This is a genomic window from Mesorhizobium hawassense (assembly GCF_003289945.1).
In the GTDB taxonomy this organism is placed as follows: domain Bacteria; phylum Pseudomonadota; class Alphaproteobacteria; order Rhizobiales; family Rhizobiaceae; genus Mesorhizobium; species Mesorhizobium hawassense.
The window spans coordinates 59,357-82,832 of record NZ_QMBP01000023.1 but is presented as its reverse complement, the minus strand read 5'-3'; the positions used below and the strand labels follow the sequence as shown (position 1 = coordinate 82,832).

General features: G+C 64.6%; 22 protein-coding genes. 7 read left to right on the top strand and 15 right to left on the bottom strand.

All coding sequences use genetic code 11. From position 1 onward, the window contains the following. Positions 1 to 186 (bottom strand): helix-turn-helix domain-containing protein (locus DPM33_RS31470; RefSeq protein WP_167449087.1); only part of this gene is annotated, 186 nt, incomplete at its 3' end. Positions 187 to 419: 233 nt separating this feature from the next. On the opposite strand from DPM33_RS31470, the gene rpmG reads away from it, so the two are divergent. Continuing rightward, the gene (gene rpmG, locus DPM33_RS31465; protein ID WP_006201775.1) at positions 420 to 587 is read left to right on the top strand and encodes a 50S ribosomal protein L33; all 168 of its coding nucleotides are present in this window, start codon (positions 420 to 422) and stop codon (positions 585 to 587) included. A 501-nt stretch (positions 588 to 1,088) separates the two neighbouring features. Here the strand turns inward: rpmG and DPM33_RS31455 are convergent. Together DPM33_RS31455 and DPM33_RS31450 are read right to left on the bottom strand one after the other, a co-directional pair. Next, positions 1,089 to 2,462 carry a PleD family two-component system response regulator gene (locus DPM33_RS31455; RefSeq protein ID WP_112101256.1) on the bottom strand — a complete coding sequence of 458 codons (1,374 nt, stop codon included), beginning with the start codon at positions 2,460 to 2,462 and terminating at the stop codon, positions 1,089 to 1,091. Positions 2,463 to 2,495: 33 nt separating this feature from the next. Then, on the bottom strand, positions 2,496 to 2,867 hold the full coding sequence (locus DPM33_RS31450; RefSeq protein ID WP_027166515.1) for a response regulator: 372 nt from the start codon (positions 2,865 to 2,867) through the stop codon (positions 2,496 to 2,498). Positions 2,868 to 3,103: 236 nt separating this feature from the next. On the opposite strand from DPM33_RS31450, the gene DPM33_RS31445 reads away from it, so the two are divergent. Together DPM33_RS31445 and DPM33_RS31440 are read left to right on the top strand one after the other, a co-directional pair. Beyond that, positions 3,104 to 3,403, top strand: a complete 300-nt coding sequence (locus DPM33_RS31445) for a DUF3572 domain-containing protein (protein ID WP_112101260.1) — start codon at positions 3,104 to 3,106, stop codon at positions 3,401 to 3,403. Continuing rightward, entirely contained in the window at positions 3,400 to 4,053 is a 654-nt protein-coding gene (locus DPM33_RS31440; protein ID WP_112101255.1) for a hypothetical protein, read from the top strand. The genes DPM33_RS31445 and DPM33_RS31440 overlap by 4 nt, the downstream gene beginning before the upstream one ends. 9 nt (positions 4,054 to 4,062) lie before the next feature. Here the strand turns inward: DPM33_RS31440 and DPM33_RS31435 are convergent, their stop codons facing one another. Together DPM33_RS31435 and DPM33_RS31430 are read right to left on the bottom strand one after the other, a co-directional pair. Beyond that, positions 4,063 to 5,646: a YdgA family protein gene (locus tag DPM33_RS31435; protein WP_112101254.1), complete on the bottom strand. Its 1,584-nt coding sequence runs from the start codon at positions 5,644 to 5,646 to the stop codon at positions 4,063 to 4,065. Positions 5,647 to 5,747: 101 nt separating this feature from the next. Beyond that, positions 5,748 to 6,323, bottom strand: a complete 576-nt coding sequence (locus tag DPM33_RS31430; protein WP_112101253.1) for a GNAT family N-acetyltransferase — start codon at positions 6,321 to 6,323, stop codon at positions 5,748 to 5,750. A gap of 66 nt (positions 6,324 to 6,389) precedes the next feature. On the opposite strand from DPM33_RS31430, the gene DPM33_RS31425 reads away from it, so the two are divergent. Beyond that, positions 6,390 to 7,718 carry a DNA polymerase IV gene (locus DPM33_RS31425; RefSeq protein ID WP_112101252.1) on the top strand — a complete coding sequence of 443 codons (1,329 nt, stop codon included), beginning with the start codon at positions 6,390 to 6,392 and terminating at the stop codon, positions 7,716 to 7,718. 27 nt (positions 7,719 to 7,745) lie between these two features. Here DPM33_RS31425 and DPM33_RS31420 read toward each other — a convergent pair whose 3' ends face one another. The 5 genes from DPM33_RS31420 to DPM33_RS31400 form a co-directional block, all read right to left on the bottom strand. Continuing rightward, the gene (locus DPM33_RS31420) at positions 7,746 to 8,252 is read right to left on the bottom strand and encodes a hypothetical protein (protein WP_112101251.1); all 507 of its coding nucleotides are present in this window, start codon (positions 8,250 to 8,252) and stop codon (positions 7,746 to 7,748) included. Between the two features lie 149 nt (positions 8,253 to 8,401). Further along, entirely contained in the window at positions 8,402 to 9,580 is a 1,179-nt protein-coding gene (locus tag DPM33_RS31415; RefSeq protein WP_112101250.1) for a hypothetical protein, read from the bottom strand. A 43-nt stretch (positions 9,581 to 9,623) separates the two neighbouring features. Continuing rightward, the gene (locus DPM33_RS31410; RefSeq protein ID WP_112101249.1) at positions 9,624 to 10,634 is read right to left on the bottom strand and encodes a succinylglutamate desuccinylase/aspartoacylase family protein; all 1,011 of its coding nucleotides are present in this window, start codon (positions 10,632 to 10,634) and stop codon (positions 9,624 to 9,626) included. An 11-nt stretch (positions 10,635 to 10,645) separates the two neighbouring features. Continuing rightward, positions 10,646 to 10,990, bottom strand: coding sequence for a RidA family protein (locus tag DPM33_RS31405; protein ID WP_112101248.1), 345 nt, complete (start codon positions 10,988 to 10,990; stop codon positions 10,646 to 10,648). 34 nt (positions 10,991 to 11,024) lie between these two features. Then, positions 11,025 to 12,350, bottom strand: coding sequence for an alanine racemase (locus DPM33_RS31400; protein WP_112101247.1), 1,326 nt, complete (start codon positions 12,348 to 12,350; stop codon positions 11,025 to 11,027). Positions 12,351 to 12,418: 68 nt separating this feature from the next. On the opposite strand from DPM33_RS31400, the gene DPM33_RS31395 reads away from it, so the two are divergent. After that, positions 12,419 to 13,360, top strand: coding sequence for an amidohydrolase family protein (locus tag DPM33_RS31395; RefSeq protein ID WP_112101246.1), 942 nt, complete (start codon positions 12,419 to 12,421; stop codon positions 13,358 to 13,360). On the opposite strand, the gene DPM33_RS31390 is transcribed toward DPM33_RS31395, so the two are convergent. Genes DPM33_RS31390 through DPM33_RS31375 form a run of 4 tightly spaced genes read right to left on the bottom strand, consistent with a single transcriptional unit; the run spans position 13,334 to position 17,843 of the window. Then, positions 13,334 to 14,305 carry an ABC transporter permease gene (locus DPM33_RS31390; RefSeq protein WP_112101245.1) on the bottom strand — a complete coding sequence of 324 codons (972 nt, stop codon included), beginning with the start codon at positions 14,303 to 14,305 and terminating at the stop codon, positions 13,334 to 13,336. The two genes, DPM33_RS31395 and DPM33_RS31390, sit on opposite strands and share 27 nt — an antisense overlap. Further along, entirely contained in the window at positions 14,302 to 15,267 is a 966-nt protein-coding gene (locus DPM33_RS31385; protein ID WP_112101244.1) for an ABC transporter permease, read from the bottom strand. The genes DPM33_RS31390 and DPM33_RS31385 overlap by 4 nt, the downstream gene beginning before the upstream one ends. After that, positions 15,264 to 16,772: a sugar ABC transporter ATP-binding protein gene (locus DPM33_RS31380; RefSeq protein ID WP_112101243.1), complete on the bottom strand. Its 1,509-nt coding sequence runs from the start codon at positions 16,770 to 16,772 to the stop codon at positions 15,264 to 15,266. Before DPM33_RS31380 ends, DPM33_RS31385 begins: the two co-directional genes overlap by 4 nt. An 18-nt stretch (positions 16,773 to 16,790) precedes the next feature. Next, a complete protein-coding gene (locus DPM33_RS31375) occupies positions 16,791 to 17,843 on the bottom strand; it encodes an ABC transporter substrate-binding protein (RefSeq protein WP_112101242.1) in 1,053 nt (350 codons plus the stop codon). Positions 17,844 to 18,097: 254 nt separating this feature from the next. Here DPM33_RS31375 and DPM33_RS31370 point away from each other — a divergent pair, with 254 nt between their 5' ends. Beyond that, positions 18,098 to 18,892, top strand: coding sequence for an IclR family transcriptional regulator (locus DPM33_RS31370; protein WP_112101241.1), 795 nt, complete (start codon positions 18,098 to 18,100; stop codon positions 18,890 to 18,892). A 132-nt stretch (positions 18,893 to 19,024) separates the two neighbouring features. Continuing rightward, positions 19,025 to 19,912: a DMT family transporter gene (locus DPM33_RS31365; RefSeq protein WP_112101240.1), complete on the top strand. Its 888-nt coding sequence runs from the start codon at positions 19,025 to 19,027 to the stop codon at positions 19,910 to 19,912. 1 nt (position 19,913) lies between these two features. On the opposite strand, the gene dnaE is transcribed toward DPM33_RS31365, so the two are convergent. Then, positions 19,914 to 23,441 (bottom strand): DNA polymerase III subunit alpha, encoded by a 3,528-nt coding sequence (dnaE, locus tag DPM33_RS31360; RefSeq protein ID WP_112101239.1) that lies wholly within the window; start codon positions 23,439 to 23,441, stop codon positions 19,914 to 19,916. Between the last annotated feature and the right edge of the window lie 35 nt (positions 23,442 to 23,476).

Here is a 23,476-nt window from a genome sequence, read left to right as displayed (position 1 = left end):
CGCAGGCACCCGACGCGTCGAAAGCTTGCCCAAACGCCGGTCCCTTAAGCCATCCTCCCCAGCCTCTTCGTAGCGGTCGCGATAACGCCGAAATTGCCGTTCCGACATGCCCAGTAGCTCACCAGCCTCCAGCATCGAAAGATCGCCGCCATTCCAGCGGCTTAAAACGTCCCGAAACTTCTGCATTCTCCGGTCCTGTAGCCATGCTGTCCGTCCCATCCCCAGTCTCCATTCGCTGGCGATAAAACCGGACAACTCGTGTGCTACCTAACCCGGACAACTCATGTGCTTACGACAGAAAGGCGCCCGGGCTTGACTTTCCGGGCGCGTTCTTTATGTGTCGCGCCAAGTTTCCCGCGTCCGGGTGTTTCCCCGTGCTCCAGCGGCCAAAACTCCACGAACATTAACGGACGAAAATCATGGCCAAAGCCGCAAACATCAAGATCAAGCTTCTGTCGACCGCCGACACCGGGTTCTTCTACGTGACCAGCAAGAACAGCCGTACCAAGACGGACAAGCTCTCGTTCCGCAAGTACGATCCGGTCGCCAAGAAGCACGTCGAGTTCAAGGAAACCAAGATCAAATAATCTGGTTATCCCGAGAAATCAAAGAGCCGCCCTCCGGGCGGCTTTTTTTTGTTTTTGGAAACGACCGGACGACAAAGGAACCGCGCCGCTTTCAGCGCAGGCTCCCCCGTCGGTTCTAGTCCTTTGGAAAAAGGGGGCCGGTCGGCGTTTGGCAGCGGTACGAGGAGGCCACTATGTGCCAGCGCCGGCCGGCCGACCCCACGGACCCAGGAGATGCGGCGGACCTGAGCATCATGGGGTATCTTTCGGATCGGGCCGGCTAGTCTACCCTCGTTGCCGGCCTCGTCTTCTGTCTATGCGCCGCAGATTTGCGCAAGACCTCATAAAAATCAACCATTTCTTAACCACCGCTCGCGAATCGCTTGGGTTAAGGTAAATTTGTAACCCTGTCGGGATGGCCGCGAATCGACGCCTTTTGCCAAACATGTCTCCAAAACGGGGGACATGCGCAAAATCTAGATCTAAAGCACGAGCAGCGAATCTGGAAGATCGTGAAGTGCTTCAGGCGGCCTTGGCGACCACCCGGTTGCGCCCGCCGCTTTTGGCCTCATAAAGCGCAACGTCGGCGCGCTTCATCAGCGCTTGCACGCTGTCGGCCCCTTTCAGCAGCGAGGACACGCCGACGCTGACCGTGACCTCGATCATCTTGCCGTCGGTGCCAATGGCAAAGGGCGCTTGCGCGATCTCGGCGCGGATGCGCTCGGCCACTTTCTCGGCGACGGCACCGTCGGTGTCCGGCATCACCACGACGAACTCCTCGCCGCCGAAGCGGCAGGCGAGATCGATGCCACGCACATTCTTGCGCAGCCGCCTGGCGAACTCGCGCAGCACGTCGTCGCCACCGTCATGGCCGTGGGTATCGTTGATCGACTTGAAGCGGTCGAGATCGGTGATCATCACCGACAGCGGCCGCCGCCGCGCCACGGCGCGGTCGAACAGCGTCTGCAGATGGCTGTCGAGATAGCGCCGGTTGTGCAGCCCGGTCAGCCCGTCGATCACCGCCATCTCGATCGTCTGGGCGACGCTGGCGCGCAATTGGTCGTTGTAGCGCTTGCGCCGCACCTGTGTGCGCAGGCGCGCCGTCAGCTCGTGCTGGTCGATCGGCCGGATCAGGTAGTCGTTGATGCCGAGTTCCAGGCCGCGCAGGATGCGGCCCTCCTCGCCTTCGTCGGCCAGCAGCATGATCGGCAGGAAGCGCGTGCGGTCGAGCGAGCGCAGCTGCGAGCACAGCCTCAACGCATCGAAGTCGGCAAAAGCGGTCGAGATCAGCACGCATTCATAGGGCGTCTCGGCGGCCTGGAAGAATCCCGCATTCGGATCAGTGGCGACATCGAGCTCGGCGCTGTTGCGCAGCATCTTCTGGACGCGCTCGACCGAAGACCGGCGCTCGTCGATCAACAGCACTTTCGGCTTGACGTCTTCGGTCGCGAAATCGCGGCTCAGGAGTTCCTCGATGCCGATATTGCGCGTCGTCGAGGCGCGCAGCCGGAGCTCGTCGGTCAGCGACTTCAGCCGGACCAGGCTCTTCACGCGCGTCATCAGTTGCAGGTCGTTGACCGGCTTGGTCAGGAAATCGTCTGCGCCGGCCTCCAGGCCGCGCACCCGGTCCGAGACCTGATCGAGCGCGGTGATCATGACGACAGGGATATGCGAGGTCGCCGGATCGCTCTTCAGGCGCCTGCACACCTCGAACCCGTCCATGTCGGGCATCATCACGTCAAGGAGCACGACGTCGACCTTGCCGTTCTCGCAGGTCTCGATCGCGTCAGGGCCGTTGTTGGCCGTCAGCACCTCGAAATACTCGGCGAGCAGCCGAACCTCCAGCAGCCGCACATTGGCGGGGATATCGTCGACGACGAGGATCCGCGCGGTCATCTCAAAAGGCTCCGGTTCCGCTGGTGTTCGGCATCAGGCATCGCCCAGATAGGATTTGATCGTCTCGATGAAGCGCGGCACCGAGATCGGCTTGGAAATATAGGCCTCGCAGCCGCCCTGGCGGATGCGCTCCTCATCGCCCTTCATGGCGAAAGCAGTGACGGCGATGACGGGAATCGAATGCAGTTCGTCGTCTTCCTTCAGCCATTTGGTCACTTCCAGGCCGGACACTTCGGGCAGTTGGATGTCCATCAGGATGAGGTCCGGCCTGTGCTGGCGCGCCAGATCCAGCGCCTCCAGCCCATTGCGGGTGCGAACCGTCTCGTAACCACTGGCTTCGATGAGGTCACGAAAGAGCTTCATGTTGAGCTCATTGTCCTCGACGATCATGACCTTCTTAGCCATCAATTTCCCGTCCCGATCACCCTCGAAGCCGAAGGCGATCGCAATGCGTCCCTTCGGACCGCACCCAACCCTTTCCCACTCTAGCCCAATTTGATTGACGAAACGGAAACCGGAGGTTGGAAAAGCTGCACCAATTCCGCCTTCGGACGTTGTACGGGAGAGAGTGGAGGCTTGCCGCAAGCGTCGCTTGCCGTTACTGCGGAGAGACTCAAAAATCCACCATTGCAAAGGTAATGATGGCGAACGCAGCGTCAATGCGCGAGGAAGCGGAAACCATTGCCGTCAAGGCGCTGGGCTTCGTCGCCGCCGATCCGGAACTTCTGCCCCGCTTCCTGGCGATCACCGGCATCGAGGCGAACTCGATCCGCAAGGCCGCCGCGGAGCCGGGCTTCCTTGCCGGCGTCCTGCAGTTCATCCTCGCCCACGAGCCGACACTCCTGCGCTTCGCCGAGGAGAGCGGCACGCCGCCTGCCGCCGTCGGCAGGGCATTGCGCGCGCTCCCGCTCGGCGACGACGATCACGAGCGCTCGACATGAGCGACGATCCCGAGACGGCGCGGCAGATCGAAGAACTTGCCGCCGATGACCGGCCGTTGCTGGTGCTCGATGTCGACGACGTCGTGCTGGAATTCATCCGGCCCTTCCCGCACTATCTGAAGTCGCGCGGTTTCGGCCTGACGCTGGCTTCCTTCCGCCTCACCGGCAACATCGCCGAGACTGCAACCGGCCGGCTGATCGAGCAGCCTGAGGTAACGGCGCTTCTTGGTGACTTCTTCGACGATCAGGCTGATTGGCAAAGCATCACCGAAGGCGCGGCGGATGCGCTGGAATTGCTCAGCCGAGGCGCCGAGATCGTCATGCTGACTGCCATGCCGCACAAGCATCGCGCCGTGCGCCGCGCGCATCTCGATGCGCTGGGGCTCGACTACCCGCTGCTGACGACGGAGATGGCCAAGGGTCCGGCCATTGCCAAACTGCGCGGCGCCAAGGGGCGGCCGGTCGCCTTCGTCGACGACCAGCCCTCCAACCTGGTCTCGGCGCGCGGCTCGGTTGCGGACGCGCACCTCTTCCATCTGATGGCCGACAACGCGCTCCGCGCCTTCCTGCCGCCGGTGCCCGAGGACATCATCTCCGTCGACAACTGGCGGGAGGCGGTCCCGAAGATCGCGACCGCGCTCGGGGTTTAGGCCAATCGCTCAGGGCTGCAGCTTCGCGCCAGCACCGCCATTGTTGTCGCCGCCGTCCGAATCGTCGCCGCCGGTCGAATTGTCCGTTCCGTTCGCGCCGTCGTCGCCGTTCGAATTGTCGTTCTGACCGGCGCTGTCGTCCGGGGCGGCATCCGGCCCCTTCAGCATGGCGCCGTTGACCGTGACGGACCCATCGGCCTTGGTGTTGATCATCCACTCCAGCCGGCCGTCCGGCAGCGTCTTGCCAAAGCCTTTGACCGCCAAGGCAAACGGGAAGGCCTGCGCCATCTGCTCATCGCTCTTGGCCCCTTCCTTCAACGCGTCGACGATCTTGTCATAGCCGGAGACGTCGATGGTCACGGTCGCATCGGGTTTCTCGCCGGGAAACGTCATCTCGCCTTCCAGCGCCACCTCGATATTGCCGTTCTTCACCGTGCTGTGGGCGATCACGACCTTCGGATTCTTGGCCTTGAAATCGGCGACCAAAGCCTTGCCGAACTCATCCGACAGCGGCGGATTCTTATTGAGATCAAAGGCTTCGATAGCCTTCTTCGCCATCGTATCGAGATCGATATTGGCGCCGCCGAAGTTGAGGTCGATGTCGGTCGGCAGCAACGGCACGGTCCATTCGGGCAGGGTCTGATGCGGGATTGTCAGGCCGCTGGCCTTGATCGTGTAGTCGACCTTGCCGCTCTGGGAGACACCGTCCATGCCGAATGCCGTGCTGAATTGCGCGGCCCCGAATTTGCCGACAGGGCTATCCACCTCGAAGTCCTTGAAGCCGTAATTGCCGTCGATCCTTTCCCAGACGGGCAGCGCAGCCAGCATCAGCGATTTGAGCTCGCCCTGGTTCGCCTTGAGTTTGGCCTCGTCCTCATTGGCCACGGCAAAGGCAAGCAGGTCGAGGAGCGGCTTCGTCCGCACCCCTTTGCCGTTCGCGTCAACCGACAGTTCCGGCGTTTTCAGGGTGAGCGGGAAGTTTAATCCGTTGTTGGGATCATCGACCTTGATCATCTCGACGAAGTTCGAGATTTTTTGCGTGGCCGTGAAGTCGACGCCCCCATTGGCGGACTTGCTCGAAGTAATTGTGGCGGTGCCGGGGCCGGTCGAGACATCGGCCTGCTGTTTGGCTTCGCGGGACGTCATGGTCATCCCGGCCAATGAGCTGGTTGCATTGGTGAAGGCCGCAAGCGCCGGGTCGTAGACGCTGGTCAACTTGCCGTCCTTGATTTCGAAGTCCATGCTCTGACGGCCCTGCGGCCCATCGAACTCGAACGACGCGCCTTGCGAGAAATTCGACGAGACGTCCCATGACCCGTCGCTGCGCGGCTTCACCATCAAGGCATATGGCGCCATGTCGAATTTCAGGAGCTTTTGTTCCGGCACAGCATTGACGAGCGCTTTGACGTCGAGCGCGATCTTGTAGGCGTCGCCCTCGACCGAGACCTTGAGTACGCCCTTGTCGAACGCCTGTTTGCCGAAATAGCGCGCCAGATTGTCTGAAAGCTGTTTGGCGCCCTGGCTGTCGACAGTCTGGGCAAAGGCGGGCGCGCTGAGCGCAAGAACAAAGGCAAGTGGCAAAACACGCTTCACGTCGGTTCTCCGTTGGTCTCGGAAGACGAAACAATCCGCTTCTGGTAGGCAAGAAGCGTTACAGCCGCAAGACGCCGACTGTAGGCCAAAAGCGCATCCGGCTAAAGCACCAGCCGCATCAGCGGCCGGCCAGGCTTGCGTTCGAGCAGCCTCTCGAAGCCGGCCTTCTCGAACACCCGCGACGAGCCGACGAAAAGCCCGATCGAGCGCGAATCGCGTGACAGGTCGATCGGGCAGGCTTCCAGCAGCCTCGCGCCGTTCTCACGCGCAAAGGCGATGCCGCCCTCGAGGAGCCGATGCGAGACGCCGCGGCCCCTTGCCTTGACGCGGATGAAGAAGCAGGAGACTGCCCAGACCTTCGGGTCGCCGGCATCGGCCGGGTCGACCGGTGCCGAGCCCCTGCCCTGATTGTTCCACTCGGGCACGTCGGCGCGCGGGCCGACCTGCATCCAGCCGACGGCCTTGCCGTCCTCGAACGCCAGGAGCCCCGGCGGCGGGCCCGCCTCGATTCGCGCCTTGATGTGATCCTTGTTGCGTTCCTTGTCGCTGGCGCGGCGTTCCGCCGGCGCCAGTCGGAAATGCGTGCACCAGCAGCCATAGCAGGCGCCCTGCCTGCCGAAGAGGTCCTCGAAATCAACCCAACGATCCGGGGTAAGCGGGGCTATGGTCGTGCTCATGCGTTCATCCCCAGGCCAAGCTTGTTGCCAGCCCTGCGCTGTCGTACCATTGCGCTTGTTCTCTTTATGTTCGCAGTGATGGCGGCTCCTGTCAACAATCCCGAACACGGTTTTTGCCGTGACTGCCTGGCTCTCCAGCACTCGCAGACGCGTCGCTGCGATCGCTGCGGCAGCCCGCGCCTTGTCCGCCACGCCGAGCTTTACCGGCTCAGGATCGCTCATATCGACTGCGACGCCTTCTACGCGGCGATCGAAAAGCGCGACAACCCGGCGCTGAAGGACAGGCCGGTCATCGTCGGCGGCGGCCGGCGCGGTGTCGTCTCCACCGCCTGCTACATCGCCCGCATTCAGGGTGTGCGTTCGGCCATGCCGATGTTCAAGGCGCTCGAGCTCTGCCCGGAAGCCGTCGTCGTTCCGCCCAACATGGAAAAATATGTCGGCGTTGGGCGCGAGGTCCGCGCGTTGATGCAGGCCTTGACGCCGCAGGTCGAGCCGCTGTCGATCGACGAGGCCTTTCTCGACCTCGCCGGCACTGAGCGGCTGCACGGCATGCCGCCGGCGCTGGTGCTGGCGCGCTTTGCGCAGACGGTGGAAAAGGAGCTCGGCATCACCGTTTCGGCCGGGCTCTCCTACTGCAAGTTCCTGGCCAAGATCGCCTCGGATTTCCGCAAGCCGCGCGGCTTTTCGGTGATCGGCGAGGCCGAGGCGCCAAGCTTTCTCGCCGCGCAGCCGGTGACCATGATCTGGGGTGTCGGCAAGGCGCTGGCCGCGACGCTGGAACGCGACGGCATCCGCATGATCGCCCAGCTGCAGCGCATGGAGCGCGGCGACCTGATGCGCCGCTACGGCGTGATGGGCGACCGGCTCTATCGGCTGTCGCGCGGCGAGGACGACCGCCCGGTCGATCCCGACGGCGACGCCAAGAGCGTCTCGGCCGAGACCACCTTCGACACCGACATCGCCGCCCTGGCGGAACTGGTGCCGGTGCTGCGCGGGCTGTCGGAAAAAGTGTCGGCTCGACTGAAAAGATCCGGCATTGCCGGCCGCACCGTGGTGCTGAAATTGAAGACGCAGGACTTCAAGCTCCGCACCCGCAACCGTCAGCTTGGCGATCCGACCCGCCTTGCCGACCGCATCTTCCAGACCGGCCTCGACCTGTTGCGCCGTGAAGCCGACGGCACCAAATTCCGCTTGCTCGGCATCGGCGTCAGCGACTTGTCCGACGACGAAAAGGCCGATCCACCCGATCTGGTCGATGTCCAGTCGCGCAAGCGCGCACTGGCCGAAAGCGCCATGGACACGCTGCGCGATAAATTCGGCAGGAAAGCGGTCGAGACCGGCTACACATTCGGCAAGGGCCGAGCCGCCAATCCGCCCGAGCCGCTCGAGGAGTAACGCTGGGGTATTTCGATATCCGGGGAGCTATTTGGCGCGTTTGAGGTCGATTTGGCTCGTCACGACCATTTTGCCCGTGGCCGGATCCATGTCGGTGACCGTCATGCGCATATCGTCGCCATCGACCTTCTCGACGGTCAGCTCAGCATCACGGTCGCCATTGATGATCTTCGCCCAGTGGATGTCGAGGTTTATCGCGTCCCCTTCCCGAGCACCGTTGAGCCCTGCCGGTCCGCTGCGTGAGCCGACATAAGTGCCGGTATACGTCTTTCCGTCGGTTTTCAGATCGGCCCGGATCTCGCGCGTCATGATCAGCAAGGCGCGGCAGGTGCCATCGAGCGACAGCGAGTCCGCCGTGGCATCCGACGTAAAGGAGCAGGTGATGTTCATGATCGGCGAGGTCGTCCTGATCCGCACCGTTCCCTTGCCGGCGAACTTTCCCTGCAGCGAGCGCAGGAAGCCCGCCTCGTCGGCATGCGCACCCGTCGCGCTGAGCAGGCAGGCGGCAAGGGCGAGCGAGACGGTTGACCTCATCGATTCATGTCTCCCGGTGGGGCGGATTGGAAAGCGGCTTGCGGCTGTATAGGCGACAGAAGACTCAAAACGCCAGCGCCGGCGGCAGGTTCCTCCTTCAACATCACCGTTTTGCAACATGGCCCGGTTGCAGGCAGCCGCTGCTCCGCTCAGGGCGAAAGCGCAGAGCCGACCCAATCGAGTCGCGCTGCGGGCACCAAGCCGTAATTGTAGAAATTGATGCCGTCGATGTCTGGCCTCCTCGCCGGCTTCACCTTCGCCGCCAACACGTCGGGGCCGGACATCTCCGGATAAAACAGCCGGTAACCGGTGCCGAGGAATTTCTCCGCGCCAAGCGCCTTCCGCCCAGCCTTGAGCAGTTCCCCGACGTCGTCCGGCTGCATGTCGTAGGCGCACAGGATTGCCCCGTCGCAGACCTTGCCGAGCGCCGCGAGATCGCAGCCGCCGAGCCAGCCGTCCTTGAGGTCGATGACAAGCACCTTCGTCGCCGGATGCGCCACCTCGCGCAGTTCGGCGACGAGGCTTGTGACGGGCTCGAAGCGCCAGACGAGATAGGCGTGGAGTTCGGGCCAGGGCCGGAAGACATCGAGCCCACCTGCCGGAAAATCGGGAAAGCGCCGCGCCGGCACCGCGCGCTCGCAGGTCTCGACGATCCATTGCGCGACGAGCTTTCGCGCCGCCTCGCCGTCGGCGCCGGCTTTGGCCGCGCGATCCAGACAGGACGGACAGAAGCACAGCGAGAGGAGAAAATCGTCTTCCGGCGTCAGACCGACGCCGTCCTTTTCATGATGGTATTCATGCGCAAAGCCCATGAAACAAGGGCTTTCGAGCTCGATCCTGTCAGGCCTGTAGCCATGCGAGATATCCGCGACCAGCGAGCGAACATAGGCGCGGGCATCGACGTGCGATGGACAGAGATTGTAGTAGTTGGGATCGCCGAAAGCATTGCGGGTAACGGCTTGTGGGTAAAGCATGCCGAGGCGCGTGTTGTGCAGGCACACGGTCCAGCATGAGACCCCTGGCCCGCCTGCCTCGCGGCGGCGGACAAGCTGGCCAAGCACGTCGCCGCCCTCGCCGATCACATCCGCGACCTTTGGCTGGATCGCCAGGTCGGCCCATCGCGCCGCCGTCGGCTTGAAATAGATCGTGCCATCCTCCGGGAAATAGGCTTTCCGTTTCGGGCTGCGCGGCTGCAGGAAACGCCCGGCATGATAGGAGGTCGCGAGGCTGATCATGTTCAGCCCGGCGCGTTGCTTAAGATCGCGCTCGACCGTCTCCAGACCGATATCCTGAATGTCCCAGGGATAGGTCCACATCGAAAGCTGCATGCTGGTCCTCGGTTTGCTGGCGCCGCCTGGCGCCTGTTGGTCGTCAGCCTTCGACGGGTTCGGCCACCTGCATCAGGCAGTCGCCGGCCTCGCACATGGTGTGCAGCCGTCGCGACAGCACGATGCCGGCTTCGGCAAAGCGCAAGGCTTCCTCGGCGGCTTCCAGCCGCTCGAGATCATGGTACCAGCCCGCCACCTGTCCGGCGCCGACGCTGTCGCCGAGCTTTACCGCCGGCTCGAACCAGCCCCGCCGCGTTGCGTAGAGACCCTGGCTGTGCCGCGAAAGCGAAAGCAGCCGCGTCGGCGCCGCCGGCTCGGCCCCGGGCGCCAGCACCGGCGTCTCGACCACGCCCAGCGTAACCATGAGGCTGTCGAGCGCGCGGGCGGTCAGGGCCATCGATTCGACCGTCGCCGTGCCGCCGCCGCCGAATTCGCCGCTGACGCCGATGGCACCGGCGCGGCGCGCCGCGCCCATCGAGGTCGGCGACGCCTGGCCGTTGTCGGCGATAAAGCCATAAGGCATGCCGAGCGTGCGCATCAGTTCGACGCCGCGTCGGTGCCGCTCGGGATCGGCGTTGCGCTCGACGAGCGCCGTCGGCAGATGCTCCATCGAGGTGCCGCCGGAATGGATGTCGAAGACGACGTCGTGACGGGCAAACAGTTCCGTCTCCAGGAAATGCGCAAGCCGGCTCGTCGGCGTGCCCGATGGGTCGCCTGGAAAAGCCCGGTTGAGATTGCCGCCGTCGAGCGGCGAGCAGCGCTTTGCCACCATCACCGCCGGCGCGTTCGTCATCGGCAGGATGGTGACGCGGCCCTTGATCCGGTCGGGCTCCAGCCCGCGGATCAGCTTGGCGAGCGACAGCTCGCCTTCATATTCGTCGCCATGGTTGCCTGCCATTAGCAGCAGCGACGGACCTTCACCGTTGCGGATGGTGCAGACCGGCACCTTGACCTGGAAATAGGGCGAGCGGTCGACCGAGAACGGGATGCTCAAGTGACCGAGCGTCTTGCCGTCACGGTCGAAGTCGAGCGTGTGGACGAGGCCGGTATGCATGGCTCCCCCCTTCAGACTGCCGCGACCGCGGTGACTTCTATGCGCAGGTCCGGATCGGCCAGGCGCGCCTCGACGCAGGCCCGGGCCGGCAGCCGTGTTGGATCGACCCAGGCGTCGTAGATCTTGTTCATCGCTTCGAAGTCGCCGATCTGCGGCAGGAAGATATTGACCGCCACCAGCTTCGATTTGCTGCTGCCGGCCTCGTTGAGAAGCGCCTCGACCTTGGCCAGCACGTCGCTCGTCTGCGACTCGATCCCGGCCTTGCGATCGTTGGCGACCTGGCCGGCTATATGCACCATGCCGCCATAGACCACCGCCTGCGACATCCGGGAGCCGGACTGGAAGTACTTGATCATAGCGGATCCTTTCGCGGTTCTCTTCTTTGGCTGATCAGCCGAAATAGGTTGGAAAGGCATGTGCCACGCGCCCGCTTTCATCGACGCCGAAGATGACGCGGTATCGGTCGAGGCAGGTGCAGGGATGCGAAATGCCGAATTCGACGACATCGCCGACGGCTATGTCGTCGCCCGGCTGAAGCGACAAGAAAGCATGCTGATCGTTCAGCTTGATTACCTGTGGTTTCACCGGCACGGCGGGCAGCTTCTCGCCCGAACGATAAACAGTGAGTGGCTTCGGGAACCCCTGGTCGAACGAGACGTCGCGCATGCCCATGCCGCAGATGGCGAGACCCGGTTCCGGCCGCGACAGCACTTCGGCCCAGACGCGCAGCGCCGGGCGGAACGAACGCCGCGCCGAAGCAGCGGCGCCGCCGACCGTAAAGCCGTCACGAGCATCGACCGCGCCGAGCGAACGGTCATAAACGCCGTGATCGTGGAAGAAGATAGCGCCGCTGCGCAGCACCAGCGTCGCGTTGAGGTCCCTGGCGACAAGGGGAGAAAGCAACGCGACGACCTTGTCGAAGAAGACCGAACCGCCGGCCGTCACGATCAGCGGCGCATCGCCGCCGACACGGGCGCGCAGCCTGAGGAACATGTCGCCGACACTGGCCAGCAGCGCGGAAACCGCTTCGTCGGTGCGCACCGGATCGGGTTGGGCGGCGGCGCCTTCATAGGTGGCGATGCCGGCGATCCGCAGCCGGCCGCCGCTGGCGGCGATGGCATCGGCGATCGCCTCGGCCTCGGCCGTTGTGCGCGCGCCCGCCCTCGCCGCGCCGAGCTCGACCAGGACGCGCAACGGCGCAAGCTCCGCATTGCCGCGCCAGGCGTCGGCCAAAGCCCGCACGATCGCGACCGAATCGGCAAAGACGTAAAGCTCGGCATCCGGCCACGCGCCAATCAGTTTCGCCAGCCGGCTCGCACCGCCGGCGCCGCCGACCTCATTGGCGATGATCAGCCGCGTCAGCCCGGCTTTCAGCATCACAGTAGCTTGCCTGATATCGGCGATCGTCGTGCCCCACGCTCCCGCCTCGACCAGCGAGCGGGCAAGGTCCGGCGCCATCGGCGTCTTGGCGTGCGGCGCGACCTTGGCGCCGTGCTCGCGGGCATAGCGCAGAAACAGATCGCGGTTGGAAGTGAAGCCCACCTCGTCGAGCGTGAGCAGCGGCAACGACATGCGGCCGTCGGCCGGATGCCAGCCCTGCGCAGCTACGAGGCCGCTGTCCAATCCGGACGTGCCCGGCGGCACACCGCGAATACGGTCGTCGAGCACGAAATATTCATGCACGGCAAGCGGCAGTCCGGGTGTGTTCTCGCTCATCCGATGCTAACCCTTTCGCCGCCGAACAACGGACCAACCGATCCCCGGCCTGGGCTTGAGAGAACCGCGTGCCAATTCCCTACTCTGGACCGATCGTCGACGCCCATCATCACCTGTGGGATCTCTCGCTGGGCCGGCACCCCTGGCTCGCAGCAACCGCGGGCGAGCGCGGTGGCCTGGGTGAGCTTGGCCCCCTGCGCCGCAACTATCTTCCGGCGGACTATCACCGCGATGCCGCTAGGCACGATATTGTCGCCACCGTCCATGTCGAAGCCGGCTGGACCGCCGAAGACAGCGTCGGCGAGACGCGCTGGCTGGAGACGCTGGACAAGTCGCAAGGCGTCGCCAGCCGCTATGTCGTGCACGTGCCGCTGGCCAGTCCGCAGGCAGCAGCGCTCATCGAAGCGCATGCCGCCTTCGATCGCGTCGCCGGTGTGCGCGACATATTGAGCTGGGATCCGGATCCTGCCCGGCGCTTCGCCGCCAGCAACGGCGTCATGGACGATCCCGCCTGGCGCGCCGGCCTTGGCCAGCTTGCCCGGCACGGGCTCTCCTTCGACCTGATGGTGTTCCCGCGCCAGCTCGCCGACGCAACTCGCTTGGCGGCGGCGTTCCCGGACCAGCAATTCGTCCTCAACCATTGCGGCAGCCCGATCGACCGCGACGCCGAGGGCATGCGCAGATGGCGCGATGGGCTCAGGCTCCTCGCCGGGCGCGAAAACGTCGCCATCAAGATCTCGGACCTCGTCGCCTATGATCATGACTGGACGCTCGACAGTCTGCGGCCGGTGGTGCTCCACTGCATCGACTGTTTTGGCGCAGGGCGAGCGATGTTCGGCTCCGACTTCCCGGTCGCCGGAATGCATGCCTCGTTCGACGAGGTGTATGACAGCTTCAAGGCCATTTCGGCCGACCTTTCCGCGGATGAGCAGGCGGCGCTGTTCTTCGGCAACGCAAGGCGCATCTATCGGCTGGACGACATCTCATCGACGCGCCTGCTCCCTGCCTGAGAGAAGCAAAAGGCCGAGGATCAGCGAGCCGAACAGGATGCTGCGCCAGCCGGGCGAGGCATTGACCACGGTGATCAGCGCGGTGATCGTCACCAGCAGGACCGCCCCGGGAATGGTGCCCGCATAGGTGCCGAGCCCGCCCAGGATCGAGGTGCCGCCGAGCACCACGGCGGCGATCGAGGCGAGCAGGTACGGATCGCCGATCCCGACATAGCCCTGGCCGTTCATGCCGAGCACCAGCACGCCCGCCAGCCCCGCCGTGAAGCCGCTGATGCCGTAGACGGCGAGTGTCGTCGACGTCACCGGAACGCCCGACAAGGAAGCCGCCAGCGGGTTGGCGCCCATGGCAAAGATGCGCGCGCCGAAAGGCGTGGCGTGCATGACCGTCAACACGATCGCCGAGACGGCAACCCACAGGATGATACCCGCCGGCACGCCGGCCGGCCGCGCATTGCCGAGCCAGTGGACCAGCGGGTTCTCGGCGGTGACGGCGCTGCCGCCGGCGATGATGATCAACAGGCCCTGCAGGAAGGTCGCCATGGCCAGCGTCATGATCATCGGATGGACGCGCAGCAGCGCCACGCCCAACCCGTTGACCACGCCGATGATCGTGGTCAGCGCGAGCACCGCCAGGATGGACACCAGCCCAGTCGGATCGGCTTGCCACGACAGCAGCGGCAGGCTGATGGCGCTGACGGTGACGATCGCCGCGACCGACAGGTCGATGCCGCCGGCGATCACGACGAAGGTCTGGCCCGCCGCGACGAGGCCAATGACGGCGCCGAGTTCGACCAGGTAGCGCAGATGGCCATAGGCGCCGAAGCCGCGCGAGACGAAGCTCGCCGCGATCCAGACGGCCGCGACGATGGCGAGCGTGAGAAACGGCCGGCTTTTCAGGATCGCGCTCGCGCGTATGCCGCCTGTGCTGTCGTTCCAGGCTGTCATGGCTGCACCTTGCGGAATTGCGGGATGGCGACGGCACCGATGATGATCAGGCCTTGCGCGACATATTGCGCCACCGGCGTGAAGCCGAGGAAGAACATGACGCTGATCATCAGGCTGAGCAGCAGGCTGCCGGCGAGCGCACCGCGCATCGTCCCTTGCCCGCCGAGGAAACCGATGCCGCCAAGCACCGCCGCGGCGATCGAATTGAGCGTGAAAGCCGTGCCGATCACCGGATCGCCCGACCCCGTCTGCGCGGCGACGAACAAGCCGGCGCCCGTCGACAGCAGGCCGCTGATCGCATAGGCAGCGACGCGCGCCGCATCGACAGGCACGCCGGAGCGATAGGCGCCGACCGGATTCTCGCCGGCGGCATAGAGGCTGAGGCCCAGCGGCGTGGCGAGGTAGAGCTTCCACAGCAGCACGATCACCACGAGCAGCACGAACGCCGCTGGCGTGTCGCCGGCCAGCAGGTCCGACAGCCATGCCGGAATGGCGCCGCCTGGCCGAGGCAGGATCAGCAGTGCCGCGCCGCCAATGATGAAGGAGCCGGCAAGCGTCACCACGATCGCCGGCAGGCGCAGCTTGACGACGATGAAGCCGGTCGCGGCTCCAATGCCGAGCCCGGCCAGCACCACGATGGCCACGCCGCCGGCGACGCCGAGCGGACCGGCCATGGTGGTCGCGGCGATGACGGCGCCGAGGCTGACGGTGGCGCCGATCGCCAGGCTGATGCCGCCCGTCAGCATGAGGATCGCCTGCGCCATCGCCACCAGCGCGAGCGGGAACCAGCTCTGCGTGAATTTGGCGAAGCCCGAGGCCGTGAAAAGGCCGGGAAACAGCACGCCATAGGCGACGAGGAACGCCAGCACGACCAGGAACAGGCTGCGCACGCCGATGTTGCGGCGCGCCTGCACCGGCCAGTAGAGTGCGCCGGCGGATTTCGCGGAAGGAACCATGCTCATGCCGCGACCTTCTGCTTCTCGGCGCCCATCGCCGCCGACACGATTGCCTCCTCGCTCAGCGCTGCCCGTTCCAGCGTCGCCGTGATGCGGCCTTCCCGCACCACGGCAACGCGGTCGCACAGATGCACCAACTCCGGCGTGTCGGAGCTGAGCAGCACGACGGCCTTGCCGGCAGCGGCGAAGCCGCGAAGCATCAGGTAGATTTCGCGCTTGGTCTCGACGTCGACGCCGCGCGTCGGGTCGTTGAGCAGAAGCACCAGCGGATCATGCGGCATCCATTTGGCCAGCGCGACCTTCTGCTGGTTGCCGCCGGACAGCGCCTGCGCCGGCCTTTGCAGATCGCCCTTGATGGCAAGCTGGGCGGCAAGGCTTTTTCCCGTCTCGCGTTCAGTCTTGCGGCTGCGAAGCTTCAGTGCCGGCAGCCTGGCGAAGGCAGGCAGCATCATGTTGGTGAGGATCGGATGGATCAGGTGCAAACCTTCCCGCTTTCGGTCGGCCGGCACATAGGCGAGCCCCAGCGCGTTGGCCTTCGGCACTCCGCCCGGCAGGCCCGATGCTCCATTGACCACTGCGGATGCCGCCTTGGCTGGAATGGCACCGTAGAGCCCGAGCAGCAGATCCTCCTGCCCTTGCCCGACCAGGCCTCCGACGCCCAGCACTTCCCCGGCCCTGATGTCGAGATCGACATCGCGCATCAGTCCGGCGGAGAACCCACGAACCGATATCGCGCTGGCAGGCGACGCGGATGGCTGCCATTGGGGAAAGAGATCGCCGGGGTCGCGCCCGACCATCAGCCGCACCAATCCGGCTGCATCGGTCCCCTGCAGCGAGCGGTCGGCCGTGCATGTGCCGTCCTTGAGCACGGTGACATGCTGGCAGAGCGCCATCACTTCGTTCAGCCGGTGCGAAATATAGAGAATGGCGATGCCTTCGCCACGCAACCGCTCCAAAAGGTCCGTCAGGATCTTCGTTTCGGTGGCGGAGAGCGAGGATGTCGGTTCGTCCAGGATGAGCACCCGCGGCATGCGATAGAGCGCCTTGGCGATCTCGACCATCTGCCGGCGCCCGAGCGCAAGCTGCCCGACGGGCGTCGACAGTGGTTCGTTGAGTCCGACCAGCGCGCAGGCGGCTTTCGCCCGCGCGGCGAGCTCATTGTAATCGATCAGGCCGAACCGTTTCGGATAGGCTCCCAGCCCGATGTTTTCGGCGATCGAAAGACTGGCGGTCAGGCTGAGCTCCTGCTGCACGACGGCAATGCCGGCTTGGCGCGCCAGGGCCGGCGTCATGCGCGGCACGGCGCGTCCGTCGACTTCGATCTCCCCGCCGTCCGGCCGCAGCGCGCCGGACAAGAGGTTGATCAAGGTCGACTTTCCGGCGCCGTTCTCGCCGAGCAGCGCATGCACGCGGCCCGGCTGCAGAGCGATGGAAACGCCGCGCAGGACGGGGTTGCCGAAGAATGCCTTCGACGCACCCCGCGCGGCCAGGAGCGGAGCCACGGTCGTCAATGCTACAACCCTTCCGGCTTATTTCTGCGCCAGCAGCTTCTTGAACAGCTCCTCATCGTAGGGCGAATAGATATAGCCGTCAGCCGGGAAATCCTTGGCGCGGGCGAGGTATTCGTCGATGTTGGAATTGTCGATGACCGGCAGAGGGATCTTGACGAAGGCCGGCACATCCTTGCCTTGCAGCGCCTGCACCGCGGTGTAGGCGGCGAAGGCGCCGAGCCAGTTCGGCTGCATGGTGGCCCAGCTCTTCAGGCCCTTTTCCTTCCACAGTTCGAGGAACTGCCGCGCATTCTCGCCGGTGATCGGCACCTGGTCGCGGCCCTGCTTGTCGAGCGCCAGCACCGCGCCGGCCGACAGCGCGCCGCCGAGCGACAGGATGCCGTCGATCTCGGGATTGGCGAACAGCAGGCTGGTGACGGCTTCCTGGGCGGGCGCGACGTTGTAGGGCGTGTTGGTCTCGGCCAGGACCTTCACGTCGGGATGGGCCTTAAGCTCGGCATCGGCGCCCTTGCGGCGATCGTCGCTGACCGAAATGCCGGCCGGGCCGTTCAGGATGAGGATCTTGCCCTTGCCGCCAATGGCGCTGATCAGGAACTTGGCGGCCTGGTCGCCCCATTGCGAGGAATCGGTGTTGACCTTGGCGGTCACCTTGTCGGTGTCGACCAGACTGTCGAAGTTGATGATGGCGATGCCCTTGGCGCAGGCGTCGGCCAGCACGCGCGCCGGCGCGGTCGAGGAGCCGGCGATCAGGATGATGGCGTCGACATTGGAATCGATCATCGACTGGATCTGCTGGATCTGCACATTGGCGTCGCCCTGGGCGTCGGTCACGACCAGCTTGTCGACAAGACCCTGCTTCTTCAGCGTCTCGACCTCGGCTTCGATGGTGCCCTGCGTCTGCTTCATCCAGGTCGGCACGGAATAGATGTCGGCCCAGCCGATCGTGTAGGGCGGCTTGCGGTCGCCCTTGATGCAGTTGGCGGCTGCATTGGCCGCGGTGCCGGTGCTCACGGCCAGGACGAGACCGAGGCAAAGGGCGCTGGCGGATGCGAATAACGACGATTTCTTCATGACGGTTCCCCTTTGGTGGCTATGTCCGGACGCGCGAAGTCCGGGACGACAGAAGCCCTCGGTCGCCACATCGCGGAAACCGCTGCTTTCCCGTCTGGACTTTCTCTGTCCGGCTCGTTAGTTTGTCCGGTATTTCAGACATGATGTCTGTATATCGGACAAAATGGATGCTAGTCTGAGCCTTGACATCTTTCAAGCGTCTGGAGACGAGGACCGGAAAAATGATCCTGGGCGGCTGGCATGAGTGACTGGGCATGAGTGACGGGGCGACTGATCCGATCGAAGCGGGCGCGCAGCCGCAAGGCGGCGAGCGACGTCGCGGCATCGACCGCGTCATCATGCTGCTGGAGGCTCTGCTGAAGCATCGCGCGCCGGTGCGCGTCGGCGACCTCGCCAAGATGATCGGCGCGCCGCGCTCGACCACCTACGAGATCGTCAACAGCCTGCTCGAGGCCGAGATGCTCGAGAATGTCGGCTCCGAAGGCTATGTCTATTTCGGTCGTGCGATGCACCTTTTCGGCTGGGCTTACTCACATCACAACGCCCACTATCGCCGCATTCTCGAAACCCTGGACAAGATGGCCGCGGAAACCGGCGAGACCGTCCAGCTCTGCGGGCTGCGCGGCAACAAATATGTCGTGCTCGACTGCCGCGACTCTCCCGGCCCGTTCCGCATCTCCAGCGATGTCGGCGTCGAGGTGCCGATCCCGTGGACCGCATCGGGCCGGCTGCTCGTCGGCCATATGAACGAGGCCGAGCTCAAACGCTTCATTCCGGCCGGCGACTACAAGCTGCCGGACGGCCGCATCATCGCGCCGCAGGAGTTCTTCGCCGATGTCGAGCGGGCGCGGGCGCAGGGTTTCAGCGAGACCTCGGCGCTTGCCGACCGTTTCACCTGGTGCATGGCCGCCCCCATCCATGACGGCCATGGCGCCATCAACAGGACGCTCTGCTTCGTGCTGCCCATCGACACGCCCGAGCCCCGGCGCAACCAGTTGCTCGACCTTTTGCGCGAACGAGCCCGCGGATTGTCGCTTACCGGAGGCTGACGCACGCCGCCCAAACCGCACAGCGTTTTGGGGAAACGACATGGAACGAAAAGGTCTGGCGGCTGTCTCTGGCCCAGTCGAATGCCGCCACTATGAGTTGCGGCAGGAGCCCCGGCTTGCGAGATAGCCCCAATGGCACCTGCTCCCTCGATCCCAAAAGCCGCGCTCTGGATGGCGCTGTCGATCGCCTCGATGCTGGCGATGTCGGTCGCCGGCCGCGAGACCACGGCCGAGCTCAACGTCTTCCAGGTGCTCGAGCTGCGCTCGGTGATCGGCTTCTTTATCCTTTTGCCGGTGGTGATGATGAGTGGCGGCTTTGCAGCGATGCGCACCGAGCGCCCGCTCGCCCATCTCGCCCGCAACGTCATCCACTATACCGGTCAGGCGGCCTGGCTTTACGCGCTGACGCTCATCCCGCTCGCCGTGCTGATCTCGATCGAGTTCACGACGCCGATGTGGACGGCGATCCTGGCGGTGAGCTTCCTCGGCGAAAGGCTGTCGCGGTCGAAGCTGGCGGCGATCGTGCTCGGACTGATCGGCGTGGTCGTCATCGTGCGCCCGAGCGCCGGTTCGATGGATCCCGGTCATCTCGTCGTGCTCGGCGCGGCGGTCTGCTTCGGCATCTCGATGGTGCTGGTTAAGTCGATGACCAAGACCGAAAGCGTGGTGCGCATCATCTTCTGGATGCTGATCATCCAGTCGGCGGTGGGCCTGATCCCGGCGCTCTATGACTGGCACAACCCCTCACTTGGGCTGTGGCCGTGGATCTTCCTGATCGCCTTCACCGGCATGTCCTCGCATTTCTGCCTGGCCCGCGCGCTCACCCACGCCGACGCCACGATCATCTCGCCGATGGATTTCCTGCGCGTGCCATTGTCGGCGCTGGTCGGCTGGCTGCTCTATCACGAACAGATCGACGTCTTCACCGCCGGCGGCGCGGCGCTGATCCTGGCCGGCAACCTGCTCAATTTGCAGCGCAAGACGCCGCGCGTGGCGGAAGCGGAAGCGGCGACGCCGTGAGCTAGACCAGCTCCACTTCCACCACACCGGGCACGGCTCGCATGGCCGATGCGACTTGCGGCGAGATGCGGTAGCGGTTGGGCAATTCGATCTCGACCTCGCCCTGTCCGGCTTCCTTGATCAGCACGAAGCTTACCTGCCCCTCGCCCTTCACGGCAAGCTGGTTGGCGAGCGTGCCGAGGGGCGCTGAATCGCGCACGAAAATCCGCAACGCCTTCTGGATACGGCTGGCCTCATCCTCCAGCGACTGCACGGTCTGGATGCGCAGATTGACACCTTCAGGCCGGTCCTCGGCTGAAACCGTGATCACCACCGAGCGGCCCGGCTCCAGCATGTCGCGATACTGTGCCAGCCCTTCGGAGAACAGGACCGCCTCATATTGGCCCGTCGTGTCGGAAAACTGCACCACGCCCATCTTGTTGCCGGTGCGGGTCTTGCGCTCCTGCTTGGTGGTGACGGTGCCGGCGAGCCGGCCGGCGGCAGCGCCGCGTTTGACCGCGGCCGAGAATTCACCCCAGTTCTGCACCCGCATCTTCTGCAGTGCCGCCTTGTACTCATCCAGCGGATGTGCCGAGAGATAGAAGCCGACCACCTGGAACTCGCGATGCAGCCGGTCGGCGGCAAGCCACGGATCGGTTGCCGGCAGGTTGAGCGCCTGCGATTGGCTCCCAAGTGAAGCGCCGAAAATGTCCGCCTGGCCGGAGATGGCGTTCTGCTGCGCCAGCGAGGCCAGGCCCATCATCCGCTCGACGCCGGCCATCATCTGGGCGCGATCGTGCCCGTAGCAATCGAGCGCGCCGGCCATGATCAGGCTTTCGAAGACGCGCTTGCCGACGATCTTGGGATCGACCCGCTCGCAGAAATCGGCGAGGTTCTTGAACGGCTTTTCGCCACGCATGGCGACGATATGCTCGACCGCCGCGTCGCCGACACCCTTGAGCGCCGCCAGCGAATAGAAGATCTTGTTTTCGCCGACCTCGAACGGACGGAAACTCGACATCACCGACGGCGCCACCACCTCGATGCCGAGCCGCATCGCGTCCTGGCGGAAGTCGGCCAGCTTGTCGGTGTTGCTCATGTCGAGCGTCATCGACGCCGCCAGGAACTCGACCGGATAATGCGCCTTGAGATAGGCGGTCTGGTAGGAAACCACGGCATAGGCCGCCGCGTGCGACTTGTTGAAGCCGTAGTCGGCGAACTTGGCCAGAAGGTCGAAGATGAAATCGGCCTGCGGCTTGCTGACGCCGCGCTCGACCGCGCCCGTGACGAAGCGCTCGCGCTGCTTGTCCATCTCGGCGCGGATCTTCTTGCCCATGGCGCGGCGCAAAAGGTCCGCTTCGCCGAGCGAATAGCCGGACAGCTCCTGCGCGATCTGCATCACCTGTTCCTGATAGACGATGACGCCTTGGGTTTCCTTCACCAGATGGTCGATCTTGGGATGGATCGAGGCCATCTCCTCCTCGCCATGCTTTCTGGCGTTGTAGGTCGGGATGTTCTCCATCGGGCCGGGACGGTAGAGCGCGACCAGTGCGATGATATCCTCGATACAGTCCGGCCGCATGCCGATCAGCGCCTTGCGCATGCCGGCACTTTCAACCTGGAACACGCCGACCACCTCGCCGCGCGACAGCATGGCGTAGGTATCCTTGTCGTCGAGCGGTATCGTAGCGAGATCGATGTCGACGCCGCGCCGGCGGATCAGCTTCACCGCCGTTTCCAGCACGGTCAGCGTCTTCAGCCCGAGGAAGTCGAACTTCACCAGCCCCGCCTGCTCGACATACTTCATGTTGAACTGGGTGACCGGTATGTCCGAGCGCGGATCGCGATACATCGGTACCAATTCGGACAAAGGTCTATCGCCGATGACGATGCCGGCGGCGTGGGTCGAGGCATGGCGGTAGAGGCCTTCGAGCTTTTGCGCCGTATCGAGCAGCGTCTGGACGATCGGTTCCTTCTCTGCCTCCTCGGCGAAACGCGGCTCGTTGGCGATGGCGTCCGCAAGTTTGACCGGATTGGCCGGGTTCTGCGGCACCATCTTGGAGAGCTTGTCGACCTGGCCGTAAGGCATCTGCAGCACGCGGCCGACGTCGCGCAGCACCGCGCGCGCCTGCAGCGTACCGAAGGTGATGATCTGGCCGACCTGGTCGCGGCCGTATTTCTGCTGGACGTAGCGGATGACCTCTTCGCGCCGGTCCTGGCAGAAGTCGATGTCGAAGTCGGGCATCGACACACGGTCGGGATTGAGGAAGCGCTCAAACAGCAGCGAGAAACGCAGCGGGTCGATGTCGGTGATGGTGGTCGAATAGGCGACCAGCGAGCCGGCGCCCGAACCGCGCCCCGGCCCGACCGGAATGCCTTGCGCCTTCGCCCATTTGATGAAGTCGGCGACGATCAGGAAGTAGCCCGGGAACTTCATCTTCTCGATGATGCCGAGCTCGAATTCCAGCCGCTCGCGATACTGCTCGACCGTGTAACCCGGCGTCGGCCCGTGCGCGGCAAGGCGGGCATCCAGGCCTTCGCGGGCCTGACGGGCAAGCTCGGCGGCTTCCGCCTTCTCCGCTGCATCCTTGTCCGCCGCGTCGGCGCCGGTGAAACGCGGCAGGATCGGGCTGCGGTTCTTCGGATAGTAGGAACAGCGCATCGCGATCTCGACGGTGTTGTCGATCGCTTCCGGCAGGTCGGAGAACAGCCGCGCCATATCGGCCTGGCTGCGCAGGAAATTGTCAGCCGCGAGCCGCCGGCGGTTGTCGGCGGCAACGACCGAGCCTTCGGCGATGGCGATCAGCGCGTCATGCGCCTCGTAGTCGTCGCGCTTGGAAAAGAACGACTCGTTGGTCGCGACCAGCGGCAATTCATGCGTATAGGCCAAGTCGACGGTCGATTTTTCGACCATGCGGTCATAACCGGCGACGCGTTCCAATTCGAGATAGAGACGGTCGCCGAACAGGCCCTTGAGGAACAGCAGCCGCTGTTCGGCGAGGTCGCGCCGGTCGGCCTTCAGAGCGGCGCCGATCGGACCGCGCGGCCCACCCGTAAGGCAGATCAGCCCGTTGCTTTTGCCTTCCAGCGCCACGCTGGTCAGATGCACCGGCTCGCCGGGCGGCGTCTCCAGATAGACCTTGCTTATCAGCCGCACAAGATTGCTGTAGCCGTCCTCGCTGGCGGCGATAAGCACGATCGGCGATATCTCCGGCCCATGGCGACGGCGGTCGCGCTGGCCGTCGCTCGCCTCGCCGGAAAAGGCGAGATCGATCTGGCAGCCGATGATCGGCTGGATGCCGTCCTTGACCGCCTTCTGGGCGAATTCCAGCGCGCCGAACAGATTGTTGGTGTCGGTCACCGCGATCGCCGGCGCCTCGTCCTTGACCGCGTGGCCGACGATCGCGCCGAGTTGCAGCGCGCCTTCCAGCAGCGAATAGGCCGAATGCACGCGCAAATGGATGAACGTGCGCGCCGGCGTTTCGGGCCGCGCAGCCTTCACCGCCGCTTCGCGCTGCAACGGGTCGCGAGGAAGTCGTTCATCCGCCATGGGCTTCGTATCGCTCGAAAGGACTCAATATCCGT